Annotated in this window: 13 protein-coding genes; 8 read left to right on the forward strand and 5 right to left on the reverse strand. The window is 60.9% G+C overall.

The genetic code is table 11. The annotated features are described in order from the left end of the window. Nucleotides 1-297 precede the first annotated feature (297 nt). The gene (locus tag ACILSQ_RS13315; RefSeq protein WP_395744128.1) at nucleotides 298-768 is read left to right on the forward strand and encodes a deoxycytidylate deaminase; all 471 of its coding nucleotides are present in this window, start codon (nucleotides 298-300) and stop codon (nucleotides 766-768) included. A gap of 31 nt (nucleotides 769-799) precedes the next feature. Here the strand turns inward: ACILSQ_RS13315 and ACILSQ_RS13320 are convergent, their stop codons facing one another. Both ACILSQ_RS13320 and gmd read right to left on the reverse strand, forming a co-directional pair. Then, nucleotides 800-1,921: a Gfo/Idh/MocA family protein gene (locus tag ACILSQ_RS13320; protein ID WP_395744129.1), complete on the reverse strand. Its 1,122-nt coding sequence runs from the start codon at nucleotides 1,919-1,921 to the stop codon at nucleotides 800-802. 30 nt (nucleotides 1,922-1,951) lie between these two features. Further along, nucleotides 1,952-2,971: a GDP-mannose 4,6-dehydratase gene (gmd, locus tag ACILSQ_RS13325; RefSeq protein ID WP_395744130.1), complete on the reverse strand. Its 1,020-nt coding sequence runs from the start codon at nucleotides 2,969-2,971 to the stop codon at nucleotides 1,952-1,954. Between the two features lie 134 nt (nucleotides 2,972-3,105). Here gmd and ACILSQ_RS13330 point away from each other — a divergent pair, with 134 nt between their 5' ends. From ACILSQ_RS13330 to ACILSQ_RS13345, 4 genes are all read left to right on the forward strand, one after another. After that, nucleotides 3,106-3,309: a DNA-directed RNA polymerase subunit omega gene (locus tag ACILSQ_RS13330; RefSeq protein WP_395744131.1), complete on the forward strand. Its 204-nt coding sequence runs from the start codon at nucleotides 3,106-3,108 to the stop codon at nucleotides 3,307-3,309. 70 nt (nucleotides 3,310-3,379) lie between these two features. After that, nucleotides 3,380-3,841, forward strand: a complete 462-nt coding sequence (gene smpB, locus ACILSQ_RS13335) for an SsrA-binding protein SmpB (RefSeq protein WP_395744132.1) — start codon at nucleotides 3,380-3,382, stop codon at nucleotides 3,839-3,841. A 105-nt stretch (nucleotides 3,842-3,946) separates the two neighbouring features. Beyond that, a complete protein-coding gene (locus ACILSQ_RS13340) occupies nucleotides 3,947-4,138 on the forward strand; it encodes a hypothetical protein (RefSeq protein WP_395744133.1) in 192 nt (63 codons plus the stop codon). Between the two features lie 80 nt (nucleotides 4,139-4,218). Next, nucleotides 4,219-4,563, forward strand: a complete 345-nt coding sequence (locus ACILSQ_RS13345; RefSeq protein WP_395744470.1) for a type II toxin-antitoxin system VapC family toxin — start codon at nucleotides 4,219-4,221, stop codon at nucleotides 4,561-4,563. A 97-nt stretch (nucleotides 4,564-4,660) separates the two neighbouring features. On the opposite strand, the gene ACILSQ_RS13350 is transcribed toward ACILSQ_RS13345, so the two are convergent. Further along, the gene (locus ACILSQ_RS13350) at nucleotides 4,661-5,275 is read right to left on the reverse strand and encodes a hypothetical protein (protein ID WP_395744134.1); all 615 of its coding nucleotides are present in this window, start codon (nucleotides 5,273-5,275) and stop codon (nucleotides 4,661-4,663) included. Nucleotides 5,276-5,421: 146 nt separating this feature from the next. Between ACILSQ_RS13350 and ACILSQ_RS13355 the strand changes: the two genes are divergently transcribed. Both ACILSQ_RS13355 and ACILSQ_RS13360 read left to right on the forward strand, forming a co-directional pair. Next, nucleotides 5,422-6,132 carry an alpha/beta hydrolase gene (locus tag ACILSQ_RS13355; protein ID WP_395744135.1) on the forward strand — a complete coding sequence of 237 codons (711 nt, stop codon included), beginning with the start codon at nucleotides 5,422-5,424 and terminating at the stop codon, nucleotides 6,130-6,132. Between the two features lie 260 nt (nucleotides 6,133-6,392). After that, entirely contained in the window at nucleotides 6,393-7,898 is a 1,506-nt protein-coding gene (locus ACILSQ_RS13360; protein ID WP_395744471.1) for a trehalose-6-phosphate synthase, read from the forward strand. 308 nt (nucleotides 7,899-8,206) lie between these two features. Here ACILSQ_RS13360 and ACILSQ_RS13365 read toward each other — a convergent pair whose 3' ends face one another. Together ACILSQ_RS13365 and ACILSQ_RS13370 are read right to left on the reverse strand one after the other, a co-directional pair. Continuing rightward, entirely contained in the window at nucleotides 8,207-9,313 is a 1,107-nt protein-coding gene (locus tag ACILSQ_RS13365) for a serine hydrolase domain-containing protein (RefSeq protein ID WP_395744136.1), read from the reverse strand. A 419-nt stretch (nucleotides 9,314-9,732) separates the two neighbouring features. After that, nucleotides 9,733-11,142, reverse strand: a complete 1,410-nt coding sequence (locus tag ACILSQ_RS13370) for a HEAT repeat domain-containing protein (protein ID WP_395744137.1) — start codon at nucleotides 11,140-11,142, stop codon at nucleotides 9,733-9,735. Between the two features lie 325 nt (nucleotides 11,143-11,467). Here ACILSQ_RS13370 and ACILSQ_RS13375 point away from each other — a divergent pair, with 325 nt between their 5' ends. Continuing rightward, nucleotides 11,468-12,373, forward strand: a complete 906-nt coding sequence (locus ACILSQ_RS13375; RefSeq protein WP_395744138.1) for an alpha/beta hydrolase — start codon at nucleotides 11,468-11,470, stop codon at nucleotides 12,371-12,373. Nucleotides 12,374-12,391 lie beyond the last annotated feature (18 nt).

The raw sequence follows: 12,391 nt of genomic DNA on the forward strand, positions 1-12,391 counted from the left end.
CATTTCCTGCGTTCAAAATCAAACTCCAACTGGATCTCCCGCGAAGACGCCCTGTCCCAGGACCGGTGAGGCACATTGGCCTGAGGAGCCACAACGATCAAGCTGCGCAATTTGCCGAAGAGTTTCCAAAGCGGAATTTGCTTAGAATTGAAGGAATTCATTGGGATGGGCTATAAATTTTTAATTTCATCATACATGTTCATCTAAACATGTTCAAATGAATTTGCGCAGACTCGAAAAGTAACCCCTTTTGCTCTCTTGATTGACGTGGCTTCCTTTCAAAGTTCATGTGCCCTCATGCTTGTAGAAGCTCCTCCCCTCCCTGCGGCACGCCTGTCCATTCCCGAATACGCCATGGCCCTGGCCCACGTGGCCAGCCTGCGCTCGGAGGACCCGTTTCGAAAAGTGGGGGCTGTGGCGATTGACTTCGACAATCGAGTCATCGGCACGGCCTACAACGGCCTCGCCCCAGGCTACAACGCCGATGCCGATTTCTGGGCAGACCGCGATGCACGGCGTAAATACATGCTGCATGCCGAAGTGAACCTGTGCAGCCTTTTCACCCGCGGCAATGTCAGGCTCGTGGCATGCACCACGAAGCCCTGCACGAGCTGCATGCAAATGCTGTGTGCCTACGGTGTCAAAGAGGTCTATTACCGCGACGACTATCCTGAGTCTGAAGCCGATGCCATTGCCGGACGCTATGGGATTCCGCTGATTCAACTGGCTGACTACCCCCAGATCATCCCGTCGGGAGGAAAGGCGTAAAACAAAGGCGAACAGAGGAGGTGGCAGGACCTCACAGCGCCTGCACCACACCCTGCTCGTGAGAGGCCAGCGCCGCCGCAAAGATCTCCTGCGTGGCCACGGCTTCCTCCACGGTGGCGCAGCCGCAGCGTCCGCCCAGCAGGCCTTCACGCTCCATGAGGAACGCGGCCCACATCTGCTGGATCATGTCGGGAAATCCTGGTTCAAAAATGCCGCCCGTGACGGTCTTGAAAGGCATGCCGAAGCCGAGGTCTGTCTTTTTCCAGAACTGCTCTTTTCCGTTTTCAAACAGCCAGAGAGTTTTGGGCTCCTTGGTGCTGAAACGCACGCCTCCTTCGGTGCCGAGCACCTCGATGTACCAGGTGTTTGTCTCTCCGGGAGCCATCCGTTTCATCTCCAGGCGCATTGGTACCTCGTGTCCGCCGATGTGCGTCCAGCAGCTGAGCAAAGCGTTGTCCCATGTGTCGCATTCGGCAATACCGCCCCGGCCGTCCGGCCGCTGCGGGTAGCCTTTTTGGAGCTGGGCATACAGCCGGCTAGGCCGCCAGCCGAGGCGCAGCGGAATGTGGCAGGCGTGCATGCCGAGGTCTCCCAGCACGCCGATTTCGCCGCAGGTGGCGGATTTGCGCTTCCAGTTTGCGGGCTTGGTGGAGTCCAGGTCGCTGCTGTGGTGGAAGGCGGCCACCACTTCCAGCACGCGGCCCAGCTTGCCGTCCTTCACGGCCTGCATGACCCGCTGGGCGCCAGGGAGGAAGGGGAACTCCGAGCTGCAGCGCACAAAACGGCCCGAGGCTTTGACCGCGTCCTCGATGCGGCGGGCGGAGGCGAGGTCGATGCCGAAGGGCTTTTCCGCGAAGAGATCCTTTCCCGCAGCCAGGACATCGCAGTAGATTTTTTCGTGCAGATGGTGCGGCACCGCCACATAGACCACGTCCACGGCGGGATTGGCCAGCAGCTCGTGATAGTCTCCGGTGATCTGTGAGCAGGAGGGGATGCGGCGGAACCAGTTCCGCACATCCTCGACGAGATCCGCCACCGCCACCAGCTCCGGCTGCACCTCCACATCCATCAGCGCGCACCAGCGTGCGAAGGCGCTGGCCATTTCCCGGCCCATGAGGCCGCCGCCGATGATCCCGATGCCGATTTTTTTCATGGTTCGTTCAAACGGAGCGACCCGCCCAAATCAAGCAGCGGTCGCATTTTTCACCGCCAGCTCGTGCCTGGCCAGCTTCAGGTCGGCCTCCACCATGATCTGGACGAGTTCCTTGAACTTCACTTTTGGCTCCCAGCCCAGCTTCTGGCGGGCCTTGGCGGGATCGCCGATCAGGAGGTCCACCTCCGCCGGGCGCTCATAGCGGGCGTCGTAGCTCACGTACTTTTCCCAGTCGAGGTCCAGGGCGCCGAAGGTCTCCTGCACAAATTCCTTCACGCTGTGAGTCTCGTTGGTGGCGATCACATAATCGTCCGGCTCGTCCTGCTGGAGCATCATCCACATCATCTCCACGTAGTCCTTGGCGTAGCCCCAGTCGCGTTTGGCATCCATGTTCCCGAGGTAGAGCCTGTCCTGCAGGCCCATTTTGATGCGGGTGGCGGCGCGGGTGATCTTGCGGGTCACGAAGGTCTCGCCACGGCGGGGGGACTCGTGGTTGAAAAGGATGCCGCTGCTGGCGTGGAGGCCGTAGCTCTCGCGGTAGTTCACCGTCAGCCAGTGGCCATACACCTTGGCACAGGCGTAGGGGGAGCGGGGCCAGAAGGGGGTGGTCTCGATCTGCGGCACGGCCTGGACTTTGCCAAACATCTCCGAGGAGGAGGCCTGGTAGAAGCGCACCTTGCCCACCAGACCGGTCTCGCGGATAGCCTCCAGAATGCGCTGGGTGCCCAGACCCACGATGTCCCCGGTGCTCTCCGGCACGTCAAACGACACACGCACATGACTCTGAGCGCCAAGGTTATAGACTTCGTCCGGCCGCAGTTCATAGAGCAGCTTCACCAGCGCCACGGAGTCCATCAGGTCGCCGTAATGCAGATGCAGGTGCTTGGAGGGAAGGTGGGAGTCTGGCTGAAACAAATGCTCCAGGCGCCCGGTATTGAAGCTCGAAGCCCGGCGGATGATCCCGTGCACCTCATAGCCCTTTGCGAGCAGCAATTCGGTGAGATAGGAACCGTCCTGTCCTGTGATGCCGGTGATGAGCGCTTTCTTCATGGGTTAAAATCGAGCGCCGATCAGACAGTACCGGCCCCGGTTCCGCAAGGGGAAAAGCAGGAACATAACAGTTGCGCCCTGGCGCTCACCCATTATTCTCTCTGCTCCCCAAATCCCAGCCCCAACTCACCCTCATGAGAGCTGACCTCGTCGAACAAGCCGCGCAAATCGTCAAAGATCCACCCATCCTGATCAACATGGTCTCCAAGCGCGTCCGTCAGATCGCGGCGGGTCACGCCGTGCTCGTCGAGCGCCGCCCCGGCCTGCGTGAGGCCGACCTTGCCCTCATGGAGATCATCCAGGGCAAGATCACCCTTGCCACCATCGACAAGAACTAGGCCACCCCTGCCCTTCCCGGCAGAACCGCCCGTTTTTCGTCATCAACCTGCGGTTCCTTCCGCGCGACCCATGTCCGAGATCGCCACGAACCGCAAAGCCGCACGCGACTACCACATCCTCGAAAAATACGAGGCGGGTCTGGAACTGCGCGGCACCGAGGTGAAGTCCATCCGCCTCGGCAAGCTCAATCTCTCGGACGCCTTTGCCCGCGTGGACCGCGGCCAGGTCTGGCTCTACAACTGCGACATCCAGACCTACGACAAGGCCAGCCACACCACGCACGAGCCGAGGCGCACGCGGCGGCTGCTGCTGCATAAGAACGAAATCATGAAGCTGCTGGCGCAGACCCAGCAGAAGGGCCTGGCCCTCCCCGTGCTGCGCGCGTACTGGAAAGGCCCGCGTATCAAGATCGAACTCGGCGTGGGCAAAGGCAAAACCCACGGGGACCAGCGCCAGGACCTGAAGGACAAGGCGGAGAAGCGAGAGGCCGCGAGGACCGTGGCAAATTTTAATGACAAGCACAGGCGGTAGGCCGCATGCGCGCATCTCGCGGGAGGCAAATCTGCCCCTGGCGTCACACTTGCGCATCTTCCAGATAGATGGCATTTTCCAGATAGATGGCATTTTATACTCATCATGAGCACCAAGGTCATCGCACAGGAACTCGTGGCGGTAAGACGGCGGCTTGCCGCTCTCGAAGCCAAGGTTTCGTCTGCCGGCAAACCAGCATGGCAGGCCATTATTGGCACCGCGAAGGGCGACGATCTGGATCGTGAAGCCGCCCGGCTAGGCGCCCTCTGGCGAAAGCGTGAAAACAAGCGCAGGTAGAGGACGATATTTGTCGTCCTCGACACCAATCACTTTCGTGAGCTGCGGGAACCCTGGCAGGCCGCAAACTTCAGCGGCGCATTCTGGATATGCGGGCAGATGTCTTCACATGCATCGTTGCCGTCGAGGAAACTGTGCAGGGCTGGCTCGCACTCCTGAAACGCCATGCCCCGGGCCGTGCGCAGATGGCCATTTACGCCCGGCTTCAGAGCAGCATCGAAGCCCTGCTTCAGCTTCCCATCCTGCCGTTCGATTCGGAAGCCGCGACGGCCTTCGAGCGGCTGCGCCCGAAACATCCACGCATCGGCACCATGGACCTCAAGATCGCCGCCATCTGCCTGGCTCATGATGCCACACTGCTGACGCGCAATCTCATCGACTTCCAAAACATTCCAAATCTCCGTGCCGAAAACTGGCTGGATTGACAAGCACCGGCGGTAGGGCGGGAACCCGTATCGCATCATCATACGATCTCATTGGAAAGCATGGCATCCCGGACTTCGGGTGACAGTGGGACAGAACTTATGATCCTGGCGATTCCATGGACCGTCCCGTTTGAAGATCGAATCGATAGCGAACGCCATTGAAGTCTATGGCCTCCGCATGACCGGCATGGAGTTCGAAACCCTCGGAAAAAATGTCCCGTCCGCTTTCCGACCAGAGCAGCTCACCTGAATAGCTGAAGCGCGCGATCTCAAGTTCTCCATGGGAAATGAGGCTGGAATATCCCGGAGCGTCATACACCCCGAAGCACGTTGCGGTGTCTGCGCAGGCATGCCAGAGCAACCGCAGCGCCGGGAGCTCCAGGGCGCAGACAAAGGGGCCGACCGCGAGAAAGCATGCATCATCCCGGATGAACGCCGAATGCGTATGGACACCACTGGCCCCGCCCGCCGCCATAAGCACACGAGACGCCACAATGGTGGTGCCGCTCCGGACCACAACCCGATGGCGTGATGAGGGATGGAAACCTTCATCGCCCAAAAAACTTTCCTCCCGGGATGCACACCCATTGTCTGCGGAGCGCGAAATGTCATGCGGCTCAGCAGTGATGACAACCTCATGGTCTTTGTATGGAAGAGATAGATGCACGATGAGTGTCACCTCGGTGACCGGACGCGGGGTTTTATCTGTCACTGCATCGCGTTTGCAGGTTCATGCGCTGGTTTTGCCGTAAATGCGCTCCCTTGGCAATCAAAATACGGGCTGGCTGGCAAACCTCGACAAATGGTCTTGTGCGCTCTAGCATCGCCCTTCCCTCCTGCGCTGCAAACATCCGCCTTATGAAGCACATCCTCGCCACGGTTCTTTTCCTTCTCATCGCCACAGCCTCGGAGGCGGCCAAGGCGAAGCCTTTTTTGTTTGTCCCAAAGAACGCCGCTGAAGGGCCCCTGCCCGTGGCGGTGTGGCTGCACGGGTACCGCGGCTACTCGCCCGAGGGGTATTTCGCCGGCGCCACTGTGGAAGCCATGCAGCAGCATGCGGACGCACTGGGTGCGGTGATCATTGGCTTTCCTGCGACAACGGATCTCGGAGATGACACACAGCAGTGGTCAGAGGAACCGGTGGCAGACCATGCCTACATTCAAGACAGGCTCAAGGCACTCACGGCGGGTCTGAAGGTGGATTTGAAGCGAGTGGGGCTGTTCGGCTTTTCCCAGGGCGCGATGGTGGCTGCTGATCTCGCGACTCTTTATCCTGACTCCTATCGGGGAGCCATTTTGATGTCTCCCGGCGGCATGGGATCGCCGAAGGCTTCTGAGCAGAGACTGCCTGCGCATGCTTCGCAGGTTTATTTTTGTTTTTGTGGCGCGGAGGAGCATGAGGGAAACGTCGGGCTCACGAAGGCGTATGCAGGACATCTGGAGAAGATTCTGGGGGCCAAGGTCACGCTCAAACTGTACGAAGGCGTCTCCAAACACACGCGACCGCCGGATTTTGTGGCGCAGTTCACCACCTGGATGGGAGCCATTCTCAACTCAGACCGCCCTTGATTTTCGATCTTTGAAAAAGACGGTGCACAAAGAGGTTCCGCGCTGGTGGAAATGCCTGTGGTATGAGCCACTACACCAGGTTCAGGGCGGCGGTGGTTTGCTTTGGCCCCGAGTGGGAAGGAAGATCGGCCATGCGAGAACCTCATGCGACCCGACGGCAGATCCGGCGACTGATTGCGTCTCCCTTCGACAAAAAGCAATGGTCCAGACTGTTCACCCCGTTTCAGGAACACACCTGGGACCGTGAGAGGCTGCACCGGTTGATTGAGTCGCGGCTCAACGGCAGGAAATTCATCGTGGTGTCAAACCGGGAACCCTTCATGCACCGCAGAAAGGAGCAGGGCACGGTGGAGTGCATCCGCCCGGCCAGCGGGATGGCCACGGCGCTGCATCCCATCATGATGGCCTCGGGGGGCACCTGGATCGCCCACGGCGCGGGAGACGCGGACCGCGAGACGGTGGATGCGCAGGACTGCGTGATGGTGCCGCCGGAGGCGCCCGGCTACAAGCTGCGCCGTGTCTGGCTGGAGCCTGAGCTGGAGCGCGGCTTCTACTACGGCCTGTCCAACGAAGGACTGTGGCCGCTGTGCCACATCACTTTCACGCGGCCTGAATTTCGCCCGCAGGACTGGCAGGCCTACAAGGAGGCGAACCGCATCTTTGCCGAGGCCGTGCTGCGGGAGGTGGATGGCGAAAGGGCGCTGGTTTTCATCCAGGACTACCACTTCTGCCTGCTGCCCCGCATGCTGAGGGAAATGAGCGGCGGGAAGATCGTCTGCGCCCACTTCTGGCACATCCCATGGCCGAACCGCGAGGTGTTCCGCGCCTTCCCATGGGGAGAGGAGCTGCTGGACGGCCTGCTCGGCAATGACCTGCTGAGCTTTCACGTCCATTACCATTGCCAGAACTTTCTTGATACCGTGGACCGGACGCTGGAGGCGCGGGTGGACACGGACCGCAGCGAAATTTCCAAAGGCGGACACGTCACGCGCGTGCGGCCGTTTCCCATCAGCATTGACTTCGCGGAGGACAGCCGCAAAGCGGCGTCTCCCAAGGTGAAGGCGGCCACCAGCCTGTGGCACCAGAAGCTGCCTGGCCTGAAGGGGCGGAAACTGGGGGCCAGCATCGAGCGGCTGGACTATTCCAAAGGCATCCCGCAGCGCATCCATGGTCTGGAGTATTTTTTTGCGAGCCATCCAGAATGGCGGGAAAAGGTCTGCTTTGTGCAGATCGCCGTGCCCAGCCGGGACAACCTCAGCAGCTACCGTGCAGAGCAGGAGGCCGTGGACGCGGCCGTGGAGCGGATCAACTCACGCTACGGCACCGCTGAATGGCAGCCGGTGCACCTGTTAAAGGAGCACCACGGTCCGGACGCCATGATGGCCCTGCACCAGATGGCGGACTTCTTCATGGTGAACTCCCTTCATGATGGCATGAACCTCGTGGCGAAGGAGTTTGTGGCCAGCCGCAATGACGAGCACGGCGTGCTCATCCTGAGCAAGTTCACCGGCGCCTCCCGGGAGCTGCCACAGGCGCTGACCATCAATCCGTATGCCATCGAGGAAATCGCCACCGCCATTGAAGCGGCGCTCGCCATGCCACTCCGCCGCCAGCAGCAGCGCATGCGGCTCATGCGTGACCAGGTGGCCCACCAGAACGTGTACCGCTGGGCCGGCCGGCTGCTGATGACGCTCTTCCGGGTGGAGCACCTCGAGGATGATGACGACGAGCATTCCCTGGAGGCCGAGCCGGTCATCGAAGAATGAGCCATGTCTTGCGCGCTCACTTGAATCAAACGATCGGGCCGCTGGCTGAGAACAAGACACGAATCATCAGAACAAGGCTGAAGGTGGGACAACCAAGGAGGGCTTTATGGAGAAAACGAACAGCCGCTGCGGCAAAGGTCGGCCAAAATTCCCTGGATAAGGCCCAGGCCATAACCGCCCACCTTTTTAAGGCCTCTCGGTTCACCTTCCGTTTCATCGCTCGCGTGGGAATAGGATGGGCTCTGCTGGGTGACACATGCCGTGCCCAGCAGAAGCCGGCCGCAGAAAAAGAGCACGCGCATGATCGGCTAGTCTTTGAATAGATCGCCAATGAGCGCGAGAACGGCGTCGTTGCAGGCCTTGCCGCTGGCCTGGTTGCAGGTGACGAGGATGGCAGAATCCTTTGCGGGGGCCAGCCAGGCGACGACCATCCACATGGTGTTGCTGCCCGCGTGGCTGAGAGCGCGGCCGCCGGCCCAGGGCTGGTCGTCCGCAACGATCCAGCCCATGGCGTATTTGGGCTCGCCGGGAGCTGGCGTATGGAGCTTCTGAAGAGTTTCCGGTTTGACCAGTTTGACCTTGGACGAAGGGAGCTGCGCAGCGATGAATTTGGCCCAGTCTCCGATGGAGCAGTGAACGGTGCCGGCCGGACCGATGCCCGCAGGGTTGTCCGCCGCAGGGCCGGGCTCCACGGGAGAGCCACCGGCTTTGTGCCCACGGGGTTGATCGTTTTTTGCGGGTGTTCCAGGCGGGCCGAAACCGGCGGTGGTCATCCCCAGCGGTCGGAAGATTTTTTCACGCATGAGGTCCTCCCATGGTTTGCCGGTGGCTTTCTCGGCCATGTGACCGGCGATGGAAAAGCCGGCGTTGGAATAAATGTATTTTTCACCGGGCGTGGCGGCGGGCGGCTTGGAGGTGACGGCTCGCAGGAGCATCTGGCGCGCGCTGGTGGCCGAGCCACGGTGCTGGTAGAGCCTGCCCCAGATTTCGTCTTTCTCGACGTCCCCGGGGGCACCGCTGCGCTGCGTGAGGAGCTGCTCGAGCGTGACGGCCTGATACTGCGGATGCATGGTCTTCTTCAGCTCGGGAAAAGTTTCACCCAGAGTCTGGCTCCACTTCAGCTTCCCCTCGTCCACGAGGATGCCGCAGAGGAAGGCGGTCATCGCCTTGGTATCGGAACCGAGATGGAAGAGGTCCGTGGCGGCGATCTTGTCCCCCTTGCCGCGGGTACGGACACCGGCAACGCCGAAGGCGACGATCTCGCCTTTGCGAAGAACGGCGGCGGCCATTCCCGGGACGTCATTTTGCTGGATGATGGGGACGAGAAGCGATGAGACGTCCTTCGGCGGTGCGGCACGGCAGTGAAAAAAGGCCGGAGCAAGCATGATCAAGATCATCACAGGAATTGTTTTCATCGGTTGAGGCCGGTTTGGAAGCTTGATGCCGAGGCCGAAGGGCGGGTGGCAGATTCACTGATTTGAGCAGCGTTCCCGCCCAACATCCAGCACGAAGGATGAGCGAGTTCAGGAGATTCACATTCGGTCCATCAGGCCATGAGCAGCGGCAACTTCCCCCCTCTTAAGTTGCCGTGCATTTTCGCGGCCTCTCGTGAAATGACTTCCACGTCCAGCGCATTCCTGCGTTTGAGTGCGTCTAGTTGCGCTCCACTGCGCATTCGGTTTGGGCTTGCTTCTCGCCTGGTTGCCGGTTGCCCAGCCTAAGCACGGCAACTCGGCAACTTTGAGGTGAAGGGACGGCGGGGGCGAGGGCGAGGGGCGGCACGGGAAAAAAGCACATTTTCACTCATCGAAGGCTCACACGCATGGGAGGCGAATCACCTCTCGCGTCCTGTGCCTGATGCGCACCACGAAGCAATATCTCTCAGTCCATCCCATACCCTCGCCACCGTTCCCATCTCCTTCAGCCGGAGCTTTAGATTGGCCAGCACGTAGCGCTCCTCCGTCTTGAATCGTTCTCCGACGCGGGCATAGGCCGCCTGGAGCCGGGAGTCCCGGACACCTGCAAGAGCCTGCAGCGCGGTGTGCACCACTTTCGGGGAGGCGTCATCCAATCCTCCGATGAAGGCATCCACGAAATCTTTCTTTCGCTTCAGTTTTCCCAAAGACCAGATGGCGGTCGAACGAATTTCCTCATTGGCGTGTTGGCAGAATGGCCTGAGGTCCTCGCCAAAATCCACCCCTGCGTCCTGCAGCAGGTAGCAGGCGAATCGAAACGTTTCCTCCGCCTTGATGGAAGGCAGGCGCTTTCTGAGCAGATCGACCCACTGGCCCGCCTGTTCTCCCGCATACCAGCGAATGCTCTGCAAGGCCACCAGGCAGTCTTCATCCCCGCCCATGAGGTGCGCATGAAGAGGTGCCCGCGCCATGGGGTAAGCAAACTTGGCCAGCATTTGCACCGCGCACCTGCGCACCTCGGCACCGCCATCTTCACACAGCTCCAGCAGCTTCTGGCAGGTAGCTCCTGTTGCTGTCAGCAGCTTTCCCAGGCCCTTGAGTGCCTCCAGCCGTTGGGTGCGGCTGTTTGCACCCGCATACACTCGCATGAGGTGCACATCATCCCCGCCCATGGTGTAGCCAAACCAGGAAGGCCCGTCCTGCATCAGGATGCCGGAGATCACCTCGTCCAGCCAGCGCTCATACCAGTCGAGAAACGTGTTCTCGTGCGCAAATGCGACCTCCTGGCCGAGGTCCACGTTCACCACCCTGCCCTCGTAAGACCCGTTCAGCACCAGGGCGTGAATGTAAGTGCAGCCCTGAGAGCCAAGCGGCATCACCCCGGCGTAGATCCTGCCCTTTTCAGCTTCATAGTCTTCATCCGACCTCTCGCCCGCCTCCTCCAGCCCCTGGGTCAGCGCGGCCCATTCTTCCTTTGTCATGCCAGGCTTCAGAATGGCCGGCCTGCTCAAAAACAAAACCGGATCACTGACAAGCTCGTTCACAGACTCGCCAAGCGGATAGATGCCATAAAACGGACCCGCAGCACTCCCCTGAGAATAGGGGCCGCCGTTGCCAATCTGCGTCACAAAGGCCCGGTAGCACCCCGGCAGCCTCAGCGAGTACTTCGCCTCAAAGGCACGTACTTCATCTTCGCTGGCAGGCGCGTTCATCTGGTAGCGGTGGGAACTCGCCCCAAAGACCTTCAGCCCGCTGTCGGCTTTCTGCGCCGCCTTGAGCTTTGCCCGGATGCGCTGGATCTGATCGTCGTAATTCACCGCCATATTCATGGAGGCCGCATCCTAAGTGTGTGTCCGCCTTTTTGTCCATCGTCAAGGGAGCCTCCCAGCCCGCACTGACCGTCCTGCAACTGATTTTACACGGCAACTGTTGGGGTGCCAAGGTTGCCACGCAAACAGCATCCGGTGCGGCACAAACTGCCTTCCGCTGCGCTTCCACGCCCTTCAGTGCCCTCAGATGCACAGGCCAGCGTCCGCACCGGCACCCAAGTTGCCGAGTTGCCGTGCTTAGGGTGGGCAACCGGCAACCAGCCCCTCAGCGTTCGCGAACCGCCTGACAAAAAAGCCCCCGCCTCCGCGTTCCCCAGTCCACCCCATGATCTCCCGCCCTTTGAAAGCGCACCGCATATGCAGCACCACCCTGGGCCTCAGTCTTCTCAGCGCATGCCTCCTCGGCCTCACACCCGCAGGGCACGGTGCGGAGGCGGCTGCCGCCACGCCGCAGATCTCGCAAGTCGAGCCGCGCCTTTGGTCCTGCGATTTCAAAAGTGCCGCGCTCAGTGGCGTGGCGATGCGGTTTCTCGTGGTGCTGCCACCCGAAGCAGATCTCAAATCCGCCCCGCTGCCTGTGATCTACTTCCTCCACGGCCGTGGCCGGCATGAGCGAACGCTGCTGGAAAACCCGCTCACCCAGGCGCGGGTGATGGCGTGCCGATGCGCTGTGGTGCTGCCGCGCGGGCGGGACGGCTGGTATGTGAATTCGCCAGCGACGCCCGCGGACCGCTACGCGGACTACGTGGATGAAGTCATGGCGCTGGCGGAGAAGCATTTTCCCGTAAGCCGCGCTGCCAAAGAGCGCGCGATCGGCGGGTGGTCGATGGGCGGCTACGGCGCGATGTACACCGCCTGCCGTCGTCCCGATGCGTTCGCCGCCGTGGCGTCGATCATCGGCATCCTCGATTTCCCCCGGCCGCAGATCGCCGAGGCGGGCCAGAACTACGCGGTGCCTGCGCGCTTTGGCACCGAGCCGGAATTCTGGCGCACAGTCAATCCGCGCCTTCTGCTGCCGCGCCTGCGTGACATTCCCCTGTTCGTCGCGTATGCGGACCACGCGGCGGAGCGCCAGATGAACGAAGCCTTTCTCGCGGATGCGAAGGAGCTCAAAATGGCTGTGGAGATCACGCGACTTTCCGGCGGGCATACTTTCCCGATGGTGGAGCAGTCGCTGCCTGCGGCCTTCGATTTTTTGGAGGGGAAGATTGAGTGGGGTTCCGGCCGATGAGTTTAGATTCCAGATCAC

Origin of the sequence: Prosthecobacter sp. (genome assembly GCF_044227185.1) — a bacterium.
In the GTDB taxonomy this organism is placed as follows: domain Bacteria; phylum Verrucomicrobiota; class Verrucomicrobiia; order Verrucomicrobiales; family Verrucomicrobiaceae; genus Prosthecobacter.